Genomic DNA, 15422 nt, shown 5'->3' on the forward strand with positions numbered 1-15422 from the left:
ACCCAGGACCGCCGACTCCCCCGGGACCCGCCGGACCAGCCACCGCCGATCGGATCAGCCAACACCCGCTGGCTCACCCGGCCACCCACTGACTCACCCGACGCCTGCCAGCTCCGCGCTCCCGCCGACTCTCCCAACGTCCGCCGACTCCGCCGATATCCCCCAGCGCCCCCGGCGCCCGCCGACTCGCCCTCACCCAGCGGCTCACCCGATATCCGCGGGGTCGATCCGCACCCGCACCGCTTCCTGCTGCCCCGCCCCCCGAGCCATCCGCGCCGCCTGGGCCGTCTTCAGGGCCCGGGCGAGGGCCGCGCCGCTGCCGGGCGGCACCCGGACGAGTGCGCGCTCCCAGTGCTCGCCGGGCGGGGCGTCCCCTGGCCGCCGAGGCCGACCGGCCGCGGTGGTGGCGACCGGCACCGGACCCAACACCTCGGCGTCCGGCGGCAGTTCGGCGCCGCGGAGGAACTCGGCCAGCGCGTCCGGGGCCCCGGTCACCGCCGCCATCCGCGACACCGGCGGAAACCCCAGCTCGGCCCGTTCCGACAACTCCCGCACGGCGTGCCCCACCGGATCCCACCGCACCAGCGCCTGCACGGGCCGGAGCGTCGGCTCGGCGACGATCACCACCGTGCCGCCCGCGCCCTGGTCGCGTACCAGCGCGGCCGCGCCGATCCAGCGCCGCAGCGCCTCCTCGCCCGCGCGCAGATCGGGGCGGCCGAGCATGGCCCAGCCGTCGAGCAGCAGGGCGGCCGCGTAGCCGCCCTCGGCCACGGGCTCCGCGCCCGGGGTGCTCACCACGAGGGCCGGCGCGCCGCCCACCGTGTCGAGGACCTGCTCCCGCCCCGACGTCCGCACCGGCACCGCCGGAAACGCCCGCCCCAGCTCCTCGGCGGTCCGCCGCGCCCCCACCACCTGCGCCCGCAGGCGGAACCCACCGCACTCGGAGCAGTGCCAGGCGCCCTCGTCCCGCCCGCACCAGGAACAGCACAGCGCGCCGCTGTCCCGGGCCTCGAGCGGCCCGGCGCAGTGGCGGCAGCGCGCGGGCTCCCGGCACCGCTCACAGGCGAGGCGCGGCACGTACCCGCGCCGGGGCACCTGCACCAGGACCGGCCCGTGCTTCAGGCCCTCGCGGGCCACCTGCCACGCCAGCGTGGGCAGCCGCGCGGCCCGCGCGGCCTCGTCGCGGGCGAGGTCCCCGTCCCCGACGGTCCGTACCAGCGGAGCGGCGCCCCGCACTTGCTCGCGCCCGGCGGCCAGCGGCAGCGCCCACCCGCTCTCGACCAACTGCGCGGCCTCGACGGTGCAGCCCCAACTGCCCAACAGGAACCCGCACTTGTCCCGCGCGGCACGCAGCTCGAGCACCTCCCGCACATGCGGGAAGGGAGCGTTGTCGTCGCTGTGACTCGCGTCGCCGTCGTCCCACACGACGACGAGCCCGAGGTCGCGCACCGGGGCGAACATCGCCGCCCGCGTCCCGACGACGGCCCGCACCGACCCGCGCCGCACGGCCAGCCACTCCCGATACCGCCGCTCCTGCCCCGCGTCGGCGGTGAGCACGGCGTGCTGCCCCTCCCCCAGCCGCTCCCGCAGGGCCGCGTCGACACGCGCGGCGGGCCGCCCGGCCGGTACGACGACGAGGGCGCCGCGCCCCGATGCGAGCGTCGCCTGCACGGCCCGGGCGATCTCGTCGGCCCACTGCGGCCCGGGCAACGCCGTCCACACGGCCCGGGGCGCACCACCGGAGGCGAGCGCCGCCACGAACTCAGGACCGCGCCCGTACCGCCCCCACGACCCCGGGTCGGGCGCGGGCGGCGGCGGAGCGGCAGGCGGCGAGGGCCGGGACTCCGCGCGGGCGTGCCGCGGCGGAACGGCCAACTGCAACACGTCGGCCAGGCTGCCCGCGTACCGGTCGGCGACGGCACGGGCGAGCCCCAACAGCTCCTGGTCCAGGACGGGCTCCGGCGACACGACCTGCGCGAGCGCGGCCAGCGGTCCGTTGTAGTCCGACTCGGCGCACCGTTCGACGACGAACCCGTCGATGAGCCCGCCGCCCTCGCGCCGCCCGTGCCGCACGTTCCGCGCCCCGGCGCCGAACCGCACCCGCACCCGCACCCCGGGCTGCGCGGCCTCGTCCAGTTCCTCCGGCACCGCGTAGTCGAAGTACCGGTCGAGATGCAGCACCCCCTTGTCGACCACCACCCGCGCCACCGGCAACCCCTCGGCCAGCGCGGCCCCCCGCCACGTACGCGGCTTCGCCTTGGGCACCTTGGCCTTGCGCACACTCTCCCGAATGAGCGCGAGCTGCTCGGGCCCGCCACCCTCCCCGGCATCCGACTGACCGTTCTCGCTGCTCACAGCCAAATTCCTACCAGACAGGAGTGACAGCGCCGACCCGGGCGGAGACCAGGGGCAGCCCAGAAGGTCCCGGCACGCACCGAGGCCCGGCCTCCCCCAAGGGAGCACCGGGCCTCAGTGACCGAAAGAGCGGCGGCCTCGCCTACAGGCCCACGGCCTTGCGCAGCGCCTCGACCCGGTCCGTCCGCTCCCAGGTGAAGTCGGGGACGGCGCGGCCGAAGTGGCCGTACGCGGCGGTCTGGGAGTAGATGGGGCGCAGCAGGTCCAGGTCGCGGATGATCGCGGCCGGGCGGAGGTCGAAGACGTCGCCGATGGCGGCCTCGATCTTGTCCGTGTCGACCTTGGCGGTGCCGAAGGTCTCGACGAACAGGCCCACCGGCTCGGCCTTGCCGATCGCGTAGGCCACCTGGACCTCGCAGCGGGCGGCGAGGCCGGCCGCGACGACGTTCTTGGCGACCCAACGCATGGCGTAGGCGGCGGAGCGGTCGACCTTGGACGGGTCCTTGCCGGAGAAGGCACCGCCGCCGTGGCGGGCCATGCCGCCGTACGTGTCGATGATGATCTTGCGGCCGGTCAGGCCGGCGTCGCCCATCGGGCCGCCGATCTCGAAGCGACCGGTGGGGTTGACCAGGAGGCGGTAGCCCTCGGTCTCCAGCTTGATGCCGTCGTCGAGGAGCGCCTTGAGCTCCGGCTCGACGACGAATTCGCGGATGTCGGGGGCCAGGAGCGAGTCCAGGTCGATGTCCGACGCGTGCTGCGAGGAGACGACGACGGTGTCGAGGCGGACGGCCTTGTCGCCGTCGTACTCGATGGTGACCTGGGTCTTTCCGTCGGGACGCAGGTAGGGGATGGTGCCGTTCTTGCGGACCTCGGACAGGCGCCGCGAGAGGCGGTGCGCGAGGTGGATCGGCAGCGGCATGAGCTCGGGGGTCTCGTCGCAGGCGTAGCCGAACATCAGGCCCTGGTCGCCCGCGCCCTGCTTGTCGAGCTCGTCCTCGTCGCCCTCGACACGCTTCTCGTACGCGGTGTCGACACCCTGGGCGATGTCCGGGGACTGGGCCCCGATGGACACCGACACGCCACAGGAGGCGCCGTCGAAGCCCTTCTTCGAGGAGTCGTAACCGATCTCGAGGATCTTTTCACGCACCAGCTGCGCGATCGGCGCGTACGCCTTGGTCGTGACCTCACCGGCCACGTGCACGAGGCCGGTCGTGATGAGCGTCTCCACGGCGACCCGGGAGGTCGGGTCCTCCCGCAGAAGGGCGTCGAGGATGGTGTCGCTGATCTGGTCGGCGATCTTGTCGGGGTGACCCTCGGTCACGGACTCCGAGGTGAAGAGACGGCGGGACACATCGCTCCCTGTGGTTGCAGCGGCTGCTGGCTGATCATTGGCGGACGGGCCGAGAGCTGCGCTCGGCGTCGTCCACGACCAGTTTATCGGTCGCACTCCGCCGCGCGGTCACCTGTCTCGCCACATGGAGCCCTGTGACCTGCGGCACTGCATTGTGCGATACGACGATCGGTCTCCACCAGGGGGCCTGCCGTCCGAATTCACAGGATTTGAGCCCTCCACTTGAACGAAAGTGATGTTCGCCCCAGTTTTCGGCGTGGAGACCCGCCGGTTCACGCCAGTCGCTGAACCACCAGGTCCCAGATCGTGTCCGCCAGGTCTTCCTTGGGCCCGTACGGCACAGGAGTCTCACTGCCATCGGCACCGAGCACGATGGCCTCATTCTGCTCAGAGCCGAATGTCTTGCGCTCACCGACCTCGTTCACTACGAGAAGGTCGCAGCCCTTGCGGGCGAGCTTGGCGCGTCCGTTGGCGAGGACGTCGTCCGTCTCGGCGGCGAAGCCGACGACGACCTGCCCGGGGCGGGGCCGCTCGCCCGCGATCTCGGCCAGGATGTCCGGATTGCGGACGAGGGTGATCGAGGGCGGAGCCTCGCCGTCCTTCTTCTTGATCTTTCCGGTGGCGTACGTCTCGGGGCGGAAGTCGGCCACGGCGGCAGCCATCACCACCACGTCGGCGTCGGCGGCGGCCTTCAGGACGGCCTCGCGCAGCTGCACGGCGGTGCCCACGGGCACGATGTCGACGCCCGCCGGGTCAGGCAGCGCGGTGTTCGCCGCGAGGAGGGTGACGCGGGCGCCGCGGGCCGCCGCGCCGCGGGCGAGCGCGTAGCCCTGCTTGCCGGAGGAGCGGTTGCCGAGGAAGCGCACCGGGTCGAGGGGCTCGCGGGTGCCGCCGGCGCTGACGACGACGTGCCGTCCGGCGAGGTCCTGCTCGGGCCGCCCGCCGCGGGCGAGGACGCGGCGTACGACCTCGAAGAGCTCGGCGGGCTCCGGGAAGCGGCCCTTGCCGGTGTCGACGCCGGTGAGGCGGCCGACGGCGGGCTCGACGACGAGGGCGCCGCGGCGACGCAGGGTGGCGACGTTCTCCTGGGTGGCGGGGTGCTCCCACATCTCCGTGTGCATGGCCGGGGCGAAGACGACCGGACAGCGGGCGGTGAGGAGCGTGTTCGTGAGCAGGTCGTCGGCCAGGCCGTGGGCGGCCTTGGCGAGCATGTCGGCCGTGGCGGGCGCGACGATCACGAGGTCGGCGCCCTGCCCGATGCGCACGTGCGGCACCTCGTGGACGTCGGACCAGACCTCCGTGGACACGGGGTGGCCCGACAGCGCCGACCAGGTCGCAGCGCCGACGAAGTGCAGCGCGGACTCGGTGGGGACGACGCGCACGTCGTGTCCGGACTCGGTGAGCCGGCGCAGCAGCTCGCACGCCTTGTAGGCGGCGATCCCACCACTGACCCCCAGAACGACCTTCGGCTTGTCCACCGTGCCTCCCCGCACTCGAAAACGTACGACTCCATGACACACCACGGGCCCGGCAGGTGCTCTGCCGGGCCCGTGGTGGACCTGCTGGTGCTTACTGCGGCGCTGCTGCTCAGGTCGCGGGGGCCTCGACGGCCTCGGACGTCAGCAGACCCGCGTTGATCTCGCGGAGCGCGATCGAGAGCGGCTTCTCGTGGACGTGGGTGTCCACCAGCGGGCCGACGTACTCCAGGAGGCCCTCGCCGAGTTGCGAGTAGTACGCGTTGATCTGACGGGCGCGCTTGGCGGCGTAGATCACGAGGCTGTACTTCGAGTCGGTGGCCTCGAGCAGCTCATCAATCGGCGGGTTGATGATGCCCTCGGGCGCGGTGATGGAAGAGGACACGCTCTGCCTTCCGAAAGGTGGACGGTGAAGATGGTGAATTCGGTTGTTGAATTCGCGTTGAAGATCAAACAACCTTCATCAAGGCTAGCAGCTCGCGCGCCACGTCCTCGACGGAGGTGTTGACGAGGGTGATGTCGAACTCGGACTCCGCGGCCAGTTCCACCCGCGCCGCCTCGAGCCTGCGCTCGATGACCTCGGGCGGCTCCGTGCCCCGGCCGGTGAGCCGGCGCACCAGCTCCTCCCAGCTCGGCGGGGCCAGGAAGACCAGCTGGCCGTCGGGCATCGACTCACGCACCAGGCGGGCGCCCTGCAGATCGATCTCGAGCAGGACGGGCACGCCCGCCTCCAGGTGCTCCAGGACGGCGTTGCGGGGCGTGCCGTAGCGGTTGCCCGCGAATTCCGCCCACTCCAGGAGCTCGCCGTTGGCGATCAGCTTGTCCATCTCCTCATCGGAGACGAAGAAGTACTGCACGCCGTGCCGCTCGCCGGGGCGCGGCTTGCGGGTCGTCGCCGAGACCGAGAGCCAGACCTCGGGGTGTTCCTTGCGCATATGGGCGACGACCGTGCTCTTGCCGACCCCGGAGGGGCCGGAGAGCACGGTCAGCCGCGGACGTACGTCCGGGGGTACGGGGGTCGTCCCCCGGGGTGTAGCAGCCATGCAGCGATTATCCAGCCTCTTGGGACTGCCTGAGACCAGGAGCCCCGGAAAAGCCGGAGACCGTCAGGCCCCGCTGCCGCCGAACTCGCGCTCGAGAGACGCGATCTGGTTGGAGCCGAGCCCGCGCACGCGGCGGCTCTCGGAAATGCCGAGGCGCTCCATGATCTGCTTGGCGCGGACCTTGCCCACGCCCGGCAGGGACTCCAGGAGGGCGGAGACCTTCATCTTGCCGATGACGTCGTTCTCCTGGCCCTGCTTGATGACCTCGTGAAGGGAGGCGCCGGAGTGCTTGAGTCGATTCTTGACCTCGGCCCGCTCCCGGCGAGCCGCGGCGGCCTTTTCGAGCGCGGCTGCGCGCTGTTCAGGGGTAAGGGGCGGAAGAGCCACGCCTACGTCACCTCGGATGTCGAACTGTCGGATACGGACCGGTGAGGAACCTAGTCGCCCCACACCAGGGGAGCAACGTGCAACGCGCTTGCCCGTCGCCCCCCACTACCTCAAGGGTGTGGGGGGTGGCCCCCACTCGTCGGAGACTAGCGGCCATGGCCGCCGGAGTCAGCGAGAACAGACGAAAAGTCCTGGTCAGCCTCTACTGAGCCCGACATTTCAGGCATTTCACCCCTGTTTTGGCCGGGTGTCGCGTAAGCAACGCGTCAGTTCTGCGCGCGCACGCCCTCCTCGGCATCTCCCGGAAACGCGAATCCGCACCCGGAAAAGCCTTTCTGCCGCCCCGACGTGCGCGCTCTCGGCGAAAGAAGTCCCGCGTCCTACGCGGCGTCCACCGCGGCCCGCACCTCGTCCGCGAACCGCGCCGCCGCGTCCCGCAGCGCGCCCGCCTCGGGGCCCGCCTTCAGGACGCCCCGGCTGACGTTCGGCACGACGTTGCGCACGGCCGCACCGAAGACCCGGGGAAGGTCGGCCGGGGTCGCGCCCTGCGCCCCGATGCCCGGCGCGAGCAGCGGCCCGTTGATGTCCAGCTCGAACGTCGACAGGTCCCCGAGCGTGGCCCCGACCACGGCCCCGTACGACCCCATGGGCGCGGCTCCCGCGTTCTCGGCCGCGAGGTGGCCCAGCATGGTGGCCCCGATGCTCCGGCCGTCCTCGCGCACCGCGCGCTGCACCTCGGCGCCCTCCGGGTTGGAGGTGAGGGCGAGCACGAACAGGCCCGTGCCGCTCTCCCGCGCCAGGTCCACGGCGGGCTTCAGGGAGCCGTAGCCCAGGTAGGGCGAGACGGTCAGGGCGTCCGAGAAGAGCGGGGCGTCCTTGCGCAGGTAGGTCTCGGCGTACGCGGCCATGGTCGAGCCGATGTCGCCGCGCTTGGCGTCCATGACGACCAGGCCCCCCGCGGCGCGCAGGTCCGCGACCGCGCGCTCCAGGACGGCGACGCCCCGCGAGCCGAAGCGCTCGAAGAACGCCGACTGCGGCTTGAACACGGCGACCTGGTCGGCCAGGGCGTCGACGACGGTGCGGGTGAAGGACTCCAGGCCCTGCACGTCGTCGTTCAAGCCCCAGGCGGCGAGCAGGGAGGCGTGCGGGTCGATCCCGACGCACAGCGGGCCGCGGGTGTCCATGGCGTGGCGCAGCCGGGCGCCGAAGGGTTCCTGGGGGCTCATGCTGCGGAGGCCTTTCGGGTGTCGGCGCCGACCGCTTCGGCGAGCGTCGCGTACGGGGAGGTGGCGAGGCGGGCGGCGAGGCCCTTGTGGATCCCGCGCGCCCAGAACGGGCCCTCGTAGATGAACGCGCTGTAGCCCTGCACCAGCGTGGCGCCGGCGAGGATGCGCTGCCAGGCGTCCTCGGCGTTCTCGATGCCGCCGACGCCCACGAGGGTGATCCGGTCGCCCACGCGCGCGTAGAGGCGGCGCAGGACCTCCAGGGAGCGCTCCTTGAGGGGCGCGCCGGACAGTCCGCCGGTCTCGGCGTACAGCTCCGGGTCGGAGGTGAGGCCGAGGCCTTCGCGCGCGATGGTGGTGTTCGTGGCGATGATGCCGTCCAGGCCCAGCTCCACGGCGAGGTCGGCGACGGCGTCGATGTCCTCGTCGGCGAGGTCGGGCGCGATCTTCACCAGGAGCGGGACGCGGCGGCCCTCGACGCTGCGGTCGGCGGCCTCGCGCACGGCGCTGAGCAGGGGGCGCAGCGACTCGGTGGCCTGGAGGTTGCGCAGGCCGGGCGTGTTCGGCGAGGAGACGTTGACGACCAGGTAGTCGGCGTGGCGGGCCAGGCGCTCGGTGGACTTCACGTAGTCGGCGGCGGCCTCGGCCTCGGGCACGACCTTGGTCTTGCCGATGTTGACGCCGACGACGGTCCTGAAGACGGGCGTGCGGGCCGCCAGGCGGGCCGCCACGGCCGCGGAGCCCTCGTTGTTGAAGCCCATGCGGTTGATCAGCGCGCGGTCCGGCACGAGGCGGAAGAGGCGCTTCTTGGGGTTGCCGGGCTGCGGCTCACCCGTGACCGTGCCGATCTCGATGTGGTCGAAGCCGAGCATGGCCATGCCGTCGATGGCGACGGCGTTCTTGTCGAACCCGGCGGCGAGCCCGAAGGGGCCGTGCATGCGCAGGCCGAGGGCCTCGGTGCGCAGCTCCTTGTGGCGCGGGGCGAGGGCGGCGGCGACGAAGGTGCGCAGGACGGGGACGCGGGCGGCGAGCCGGATCCAGCGGAAGGCCAGGTGGTGGGCCCGCTCGGGGTCCATGCGGGTGAAGACCAGGCGGAAGAAGAGGTGGTACATGGGTGGAGTCCTCGGTGTCCTCGGTGTCCTCGGTGTCCTCGTGCGGCACGGGTCGTGGGGCATGCCGCACGAGGAGGGGGACACCGGATCCGGTGTCCCCCTCGTGGGCTGCTAGTCGCGGTCCGCAGACAGGGCCGTCAGGTGCTCCGCGTGTTCCTGGAGCGAGCGCACGCCCACGTCCCCGTGGTTGAGCGCGTCGATGCCCTGGACGGCGGCGGCGAGGCCCTGCACGGTCGTCAGGCACGGCACGGAGCGCGCGACGGCGGCCGTGCGGATGTCGTAGCCGTCGAGGCGGCCACCCGTGCCGTACGGGGTGTTGACGATGAGGTCGACCTGGCCGTCGTGGATGAGCTGGACGATGGTCTTCTCGCCGTTCGGGCCCTCGCCCTCGGACTGCTTACGCACGACCGTGGCGTTGATGCCGTTGCGCTTGAGGACCTCGGCCGTGCCGGAGGTGGCGAGCAGTTCGAAGCCGTGGGCGACCAGTTCCCGCGCCGGGAAGATCATCGAGCGCTTGTCGCGGTTGGCCACCGAGATGAACGCGCGGCCCTTGGTCGGCAGCGGACCGTACGCGCCCGCCTGCGACTTGGCGTACGCCGTGCCGAACACCGAGTCGATGCCCATGACCTCACCGGTGGAGCGCATCTCCGGGCCGAGCACCGTGTCGACGCCGCGGCCCTGGATGTCGCGGAAGCGCGACCAGGGCATCACGGCCTCCTTGACGGAGATCGGCGCGTCGAGCGGCAGTTCGCCGCCGTCGCCGACCGCCGGAAGCAGCCCTTCCGCGCGCAGTTCGGCGATGGTCGCGCCCAGCGAGATGCGGGCGGCGGCCTTCGCCAGCGGCACCGCGGTCGCCTTCGAGGTGAAGGGGACGGTGCGCGAGGCGCGCGGGTTGGCCTCGAGGACGTAGAGGATGTCCCCGGCCATCGCGAACTGGATGTTGATGAGTCCGCGTACGCCGACACCCTTCGCGATGCCCTCCGTGGAGGCGCGCAGGCGCTTGATGTCGTGGCCGCCGAGGGTGATCGGGGGCAGCGCGCACGCCGAGTCGCCGGAGTGGATGCCGGCCTCCTCGATGTGCTCCATGACGCCGCCGAGGTACAGCTCGTGGCCGTCGTAGAGCGCGTCCACGTCGATCTCGATCGCGTCGTCCAGGAAGCGGTCGACGAGGACCGGCCGGGACGGGCTGATCTCGGTCGACTCCTCGATGTACGACGACAGTCGGGCCTCGTCGTACACGATCTCCATGCCGCGCCCGCCGAGGACGTACGAGGGGCGGACGAGGACGGGGTAGCCGATCTCGTCGGCGATGGCCTTGGCCTCGGCGAAGGTCGTCGCGGTGCCGTGCTTGGGCGCGGGCAGGCCCGCCTCGGCGAGCACCCGGCCGAAGGCGCCGCGGTCCTCGGCGGCGTGGATGGCCTCGGGCGAGGTGCCGACGACGGGGACGCCGTTGTCCTTCAGGGCCTGGGCGAGGCCGAGCGGAGTCTGGCCGCCGAGCTGGACGACGACGCCCGCGATCGGGCCCGCGAGGGACTCCGCGTGGACGACCTCCAGGACGTCCTCCAGGGTGAGCGGCTCGAAGTAGAGCCGGTCGGAGGTGTCGTAGTCGGTGGAGACGGTCTCCGGGTTGCAGTTGACCATGACGGTCTCGTAGCCCGCGGCGCTCAGCGCGAAGGAGGCGTGCACACAGGAGTAGTCGAACTCGATGCCCTGGCCGATGCGGTTCGGGCCGGAGCCCAGGATGATCACGGCGGGCTTCTCGCGCCGGGCGACCTCGGACTCCTCGTCGTAGGAGGAGTAGAAGTACGGCGTCTTGGCGGCGAACTCGGCGGCACAGGTGTCGACCGTCTTGTAGACAGGACGGACGCCGAGGGCCTGCCGGACCTCGCGCACGACGTCCTCGCGCAGGCCGCGGATCTCGGCGATCTGGGCGTCGGAGAAGCCGTGCCGCTTGGCCTCGGCGAGCAGCTCCGGCTCCAGCTTCTCCGCGGCCGTCAGCTCGTCCGCGATCTCCTTGATGAGGAAGAGCTGGTCGACGAACCAGGGGTCGATCTTCGTGGCGTCGAAGACCTCCTGGGGCGTGGCGCCCGCGCGGATGGCCTGCATGACGGTGTTGATGCGCCCGTCGGTGGGCCGCACGGCGGCACGCAGGAGCGTGTACTTGTCGCCTGGCTTGCCGGTGAAGGAGAACTGGCTGCCCTTCTTCTCCAGGGAGCGCAGCGCCTTCTGCAGGGCCTCGGTGAAGTTGCGGCCGATGGCCATGGCCTCGCCGACCGACTTCATGGTCGTGGTCAGCGTGGAGTCGGCCTGCGGGAACTTCTCGAACGCGAAGCGCGGGGCCTTGACGACGACATAGTCGAGGGTCGGCTCGAAGGAAGCCGGGGTCTTCTCGGTGATGTCGTTGGGGATCTCGTCGAGCGTGTAACCGACGGCCAGCTTCGCGGCAATCTTCGCGATCGGGAAGCCGGTGGCCTTCGAAGCGAGCGCCGAGGACCGGGAGACACGCGGGTTCATCTCGATGACGATGACCCGGCCGTCGTCGGGGTTGACGGCGAACTGGATGTTGCAGCCGCCGGTGTCGACGCCGACCTCACGGATGATCGCGATGCCGACGTCCCGCAGGATCTGGTACTCGCGGTCGGTGAGCGTCATCGCGGGCGCGACCGTGATGGAGTCGCCGGTGTGCACGCCCATCGGGTCGAAGTTCTCGATGGAGCAGACGACCACGACGTTGTCGTGCTTGTCGCGCATCAGCTCCAACTCGTACTCCTTCCAGCCGAGGATGGACTCCTCCAGGAGCACCTCGGTGGTCGGGGAGAGCGTGAGGCCCTGGCCGGCGATGCGGCGCAGCTCGTCCTCGTTGTGCGCGAAGCCGGAGCCGGCGCCGCCCATGGTGAAGGACGGGCGGACGACGACCGGGTAGCCGCCGAGCTCGTCGACGCCGCCCAGCACGTCGTCCATGGAGTGGCAGATCACCGAGCGCGCGGACTCGCCGTGGCCGATCTTGGCGCGGACGGCCTCGACGACCTCCTTGAAGAGGTCGCGGTCCTCGCCCTTGTTGATGGCCTCGACGTTGGCGCCGATCAGCTCGACGCCGTACTTCTCCAGGACGCCCTGCTCGTGCATGGAGATGGCAGTGTTGAGGGCCGTCTGGCCGCCGAGGGTGGGCAGGAGCGCGTCGGGGCGCTCCTTGGCGATGATCTTCTCGACGAACTCCGGGGTGATCGGCTCGACGTACGTGGCGTCGGCGATCTCCGGGTCGGTCATGATCGTCGCGGGGTTCGAGTTGACGAGGATGACGCGCAGGCCCTCGGACTTGAGGACGCGGCACGCCTGGGTGCCGGAGTAGTCGAACTCCGCGGCCTGGCCGATGACGATCGGGCCGGAGCCGATGACCAGGACGGACTGGATATCGGTGCGCTTAGGCACGCTGGCCCTCCATCAGGGTGGTGAAGCGGTCGAAGAGGTACGCGGCGTCGTGCGGGCCGGCGGCCGCCTCGGGGTGGTACTGGACGCTGAACGCGGGCTGGTCGAGGAGTTGGAGCCCCTCCACCACCTGGTCGTTGAGGCACACGTGGGAGACCTCGGCGCGGCCGTAGGGGGTGTCGGAGACCTTGTCCAGGGGCGCGTCGACGGCGAAGCCGTGGTTGTGCGCGGTGACCTCGACCTTGCCCGTGGTGCGGTCCTGCACGGGCTGGTTGATGCCGCGGTGGCCGTACTTCAGCTTGTACGTGCCGAAGCCGAGGGCGCGGCCGAGGATCTGGTTGCCGAAGCAGATGCCGAACAGCGGCGTCTTGCGCTTCAGGACCTCCTGCATGACGGCGACGGGGCCGTCGGCCGTGGCCGGGTCGCCGGGGCCGTTGGAGAAGAACACGCCGTCCGGGTTGACCGCGTAGACGTCCTCGACGGTGGCGGTGGCGGGAAGGACGTGCACCTCGATGCCGCGCTCGGCCATCCGCTGCGGGGTCATGCCCTTGATGCCGAGGTCGACGGCGGCGACGGTGAAGCGCTTCGTGCCGATCGCGGGGACGACGTACGTCTCCTTGGTGGCGACCTCCGCGGACAGGTTCGCGCCCTTCATCTGCGGGGCCTCCTGCACCTTGGCGAGCAGATCGGCGTCCGCGGAGACGGCGTCCCCGGAGAAGATGCCGACGCGCATGGCGCCGCGCTCGCGCAGGTGGCGGGTGAGCGCCCGGGTGTCGATGCCGCTGATGCCGACGACGCCCTGGCGCTCCAGCTCCTCGTCCAGGGAGCGCTTGGCGCGCCAGTTGGAGGGCACGCGCGCGGGGTCGCGCACCACGTAGCCGGAGACCCAGATCCGCGCGGACTCGGGGTCCTCGTCGTTGACGCCGGTGTTGCCGACGTGCGGGGCGGTCATCACGACGACCTGGCGGTGGTACGACGGGTCGGTGAGGGTCTCCTGGTAGCCGGTCATGCCGGTGGAGAAGACGGCCTCTCCGAAGGTCTCCCCCACGGCCCCGTAGGCACGCCCACGGAAGATGCGGCCGTCCTCCAGGACGAGTACGGCGGGAGTCTTCACGGCTCCCCGAGTGGAGGTCGTCATCGTGCGCCTTCCGTTTGCGTCGTGCTGTCGACCTCGGCGTCGGCGCCGTCGGTCCCGGTGCTGTCGATCATGTTGTTGATGGTGGTGACCCACTCGGCCTGCTCGGCGGCGTGGTCCGAGCGGAAGCCGGAGTCGAGGAGCTTGTCGCCGTGCGCCCAGGTGACGATCAGCAGACCGCCCTCGGCGAGGACCTTGCCCGCGATGCCCTTGTCGAGGCGGGCCTCGCGCAGGGCCTCCTTCGGGATGAAGAAGTCCCGCGCCCCGGGGCGTACGACGTCCAGGCCCGCGTCGGTGAGGGTCAGCTCCACCCGGCTGCGGGTGCCGAGGCCGTGCGCCACGATCCGGTCGAGCCAGTGGCCCGCGGTGGTCGAGCCGTGGTACCGGCCGGTCAGCTCAAGTGTGGCCGGGCCGGTCGCGGACGGCGCGCTGGGGAGCTCCGGCAGGTCGGACTGGAGCGTGCCGCGCCACTTCCAGCCCTCGCGCATCAGCCAGTAGACGAGCGCGATGAAGAGCAGCAGGCCGACGACCCAGCCGATGCGGGCGGCCCAGTCGGTGACCTCCGCCGACTTCTCCTCGGCGGCCAGGTGGGTCAGGTGGGTGCTGGCAAGAACGTGTGTAGCGGTCACTGGAGCTTCCCGTCGACGAGCGTGGCCCGGCCCCGCAGCCACGTGTGCGTGACGCGTCCCGGCAGCTCACGGCCCTCGTAGGGGGTGTTGCGGCTGCGGGAGGCGAATCCCGCGGGGTCCACGGGTCCACGGTATGCCGGATCGACGAGCGTGAGGTTCGCGGGCTCGCCCGCCGAGACGGGGCGGCCGTGGCCGTCGGCCTGCCCGATCCGCGCCGGGGTGTGGGACATGCGGTCGGCGACGCCCGCCCAGGTGAGCAGGCCGGTGTCGACCATCGTGTGCTGGACGACGGACAGGGCGGTCTCCAGGCCGACCATGCCCATGGCGGCGGCGCCCCACTCGCAGTCCTTGTCCTCGTGCGGGTGCGGGGCGTGGTCGGTGGCGACGATGTCGATCGTGCCGTCGGCCAGGGCCTCGCGCAGTGCCATGACGTCGCGCTCGGTGCGCAGCGGCGGGTTGACCTTGTAGACCGGGTTGTAGCTGCGCACCAGCTCGTCGGTGAGGAGCAGGTGGTGCGGGGTGACCTCGGCCGTGACGTCGATGCCGCGGGACTTGGCCCAGCGCACGATCTCCACGGAGCCCGCGGTCGACAGGTGGCAGATGTGCACGCGCGAACCGACGTGCTCGGCGAGCAGGACATCCCGGGCGATGATCGATTCTTCGGCCACCGCGGGCCAGCCGCCGAGCCCGAGCTCCGCGGAGACGACGCCCTCGTTCATCTGGGCGCCCTCGGTGAGCCGCGGCTCCTGCGCGTGCTGGGCGACGACGCCGCCGAAGGCCTTCACGTACTCCAGGGCGCGCCGCATGATCACGGCGTCGTCGACGCACTTGCCGTCGTCGGAGAAGACCGTGACACCGGCCGCCGACTCGTGCATGGCGCCCAGCTCGGCGAGCTTCTTGCCCTCCAGGCCGACGGTGACGGCGCCGATGGGCTGCACGTCGCAGTAGCCGGACTCCTTGCCGAGGCGGTAGACCTGCTCGACGACGCCCGCGGTGTCGGCCACGGGGAAGGTGTTGGCCATCGCGAACACGGAGGTGTAGCCGCCGCTGGCGGCCGCGCGGGTGCCGGTGAGGACGGTCTCGGAGTCCTCGCGGCCGGGCTCGCGCAGGTGGGTGTGCAGGTCGACCAGGCCCGGAAGGAGCACCTTGCCGTCGGCTTCGACGACCGTGGCGCCCTCGGCGCTCAGGCCGGTGCCCACCTCGGCGATGGTGTCGCCGTCGACCAGGACGTCCTGCGGCTCGCCGCCGAGCACCTGCGCGCCACGGATCAGGATCTTGCTCATGGT

At 71.7% G+C, this 15422-nt stretch carries 12 protein-coding genes; all 12 read right to left on the minus strand.

The window, feature by feature from the left end; genetic code table 11:
- Positions 1-204: 204 nt before the first annotated feature.
- The 12 genes from ACZ6BG_RS25625 to ACZ6BG_RS25680 all read right to left on the minus strand — a co-directional run bounded on the left by ACZ6BG_RS25625 (position 205) and on the right by ACZ6BG_RS25680 (position 15419).
- A complete protein-coding gene (locus ACZ6BG_RS25625) occupies positions 205-2355 on the minus strand; it encodes a primosomal protein N' (protein ID WP_469005491.1) in 2151 nt (716 codons plus the stop codon).
- 142 nt (positions 2356-2497) lie between these two features.
- Positions 2498-3706 carry a methionine adenosyltransferase gene (gene metK, locus ACZ6BG_RS25630; RefSeq protein WP_469005494.1) on the minus strand — a complete coding sequence of 403 codons (1209 nt, stop codon included), beginning with the start codon at positions 3704-3706 and terminating at the stop codon, positions 2498-2500.
- Between the two features lie 272 nt (positions 3707-3978).
- Positions 3979-5184: a bifunctional phosphopantothenoylcysteine decarboxylase/phosphopantothenate--cysteine ligase CoaBC gene (gene coaBC, locus ACZ6BG_RS25635; protein WP_469005496.1), complete on the minus strand. Its 1206-nt coding sequence runs from the start codon at positions 5182-5184 to the stop codon at positions 3979-3981.
- Between the two features lie 109 nt (positions 5185-5293).
- Positions 5294-5566 carry a DNA-directed RNA polymerase subunit omega gene (rpoZ, locus tag ACZ6BG_RS25640; protein ID WP_164326427.1) on the minus strand — a complete coding sequence of 91 codons (273 nt, stop codon included), beginning with the start codon at positions 5564-5566 and terminating at the stop codon, positions 5294-5296.
- 64 nt (positions 5567-5630) lie between these two features.
- Positions 5631-6224, minus strand: a complete 594-nt coding sequence (gene gmk, locus ACZ6BG_RS25645; RefSeq protein ID WP_469005499.1) for a guanylate kinase — start codon at positions 6222-6224, stop codon at positions 5631-5633.
- A 63-nt stretch (positions 6225-6287) separates the two neighbouring features.
- Positions 6288-6611, minus strand: a complete 324-nt coding sequence (locus tag ACZ6BG_RS25650) for an integration host factor (RefSeq protein ID WP_016638838.1) — start codon at positions 6609-6611, stop codon at positions 6288-6290.
- Positions 6612-6991: 380 nt separating this feature from the next.
- Positions 6992-7837, minus strand: a complete 846-nt coding sequence (gene pyrF / locus ACZ6BG_RS25655; RefSeq protein WP_469005502.1) for an orotidine-5'-phosphate decarboxylase — start codon at positions 7835-7837, stop codon at positions 6992-6994.
- Complete coding sequence (locus tag ACZ6BG_RS25660; RefSeq protein WP_469005505.1) at positions 7834-8946, minus strand: quinone-dependent dihydroorotate dehydrogenase; 1113 nt, start codon at positions 8944-8946, stop codon at positions 7834-7836. The genes pyrF and ACZ6BG_RS25660 overlap by 4 nt, the downstream gene beginning before the upstream one ends.
- A gap of 111 nt (positions 8947-9057) precedes the next feature.
- Positions 9058-12375 (minus strand): carbamoyl-phosphate synthase large subunit, encoded by a 3318-nt coding sequence (gene carB, locus ACZ6BG_RS25665; protein WP_469005507.1) that lies wholly within the window; start codon positions 12373-12375, stop codon positions 9058-9060.
- The gene (carA, locus tag ACZ6BG_RS25670; protein ID WP_469005509.1) at positions 12368-13510 is read right to left on the minus strand and encodes a glutamine-hydrolyzing carbamoyl-phosphate synthase small subunit; all 1143 of its coding nucleotides are present in this window, start codon (positions 13508-13510) and stop codon (positions 12368-12370) included. Before carA ends, carB begins: the two co-directional genes overlap by 8 nt.
- The gene (locus tag ACZ6BG_RS25675) at positions 13507-14136 is read right to left on the minus strand and encodes a PH-like domain-containing protein (protein ID WP_469005511.1); all 630 of its coding nucleotides are present in this window, start codon (positions 14134-14136) and stop codon (positions 13507-13509) included. The genes carA and ACZ6BG_RS25675 overlap by 4 nt, the downstream gene beginning before the upstream one ends.
- Positions 14133-15419 carry a dihydroorotase gene (locus tag ACZ6BG_RS25680; protein ID WP_469005514.1) on the minus strand — a complete coding sequence of 429 codons (1287 nt, stop codon included), beginning with the start codon at positions 15417-15419 and terminating at the stop codon, positions 14133-14135. Before ACZ6BG_RS25680 ends, ACZ6BG_RS25675 begins: the two co-directional genes overlap by 4 nt.
- Positions 15420-15422 lie beyond the last annotated feature (3 nt).

The organism is Streptomyces sp. NPDC041205 (genome assembly GCF_055591765.1).

What these genes read in the sequence shown, in the direction of transcription:
- gmk (WP_469005499.1), bottom strand. Translation starts at nt 6,224, where the DNA reads ATGGCTGCTACACCCCGGGGGACGACCCCCGTACCCCCGGACGTACGT.
- pyrF (WP_469005502.1), bottom strand. Translation starts at nt 7,837, where the DNA reads ATGAGCCCCCAGGAACCCTTCGGCGCCCGGCTGCGCCACGCCATGGAC.
- ACZ6BG_RS25660 (WP_469005505.1), bottom strand. Translation starts at nt 8,946, where the DNA reads ATGTACCACCTCTTCTTCCGCCTGGTCTTCACCCGCATGGACCCCGAG.
- carA (WP_469005509.1), bottom strand. Translation starts at nt 13,510, where the DNA reads ATGACGACCTCCACTCGGGGAGCCGTGAAGACTCCCGCCGTACTCGTC.
- ACZ6BG_RS25680 (WP_469005514.1), bottom strand. Translation starts at nt 15,419, where the DNA reads ATGAGCAAGATCCTGATCCGTGGCGCGCAGGTGCTCGGCGGCGAGCCG.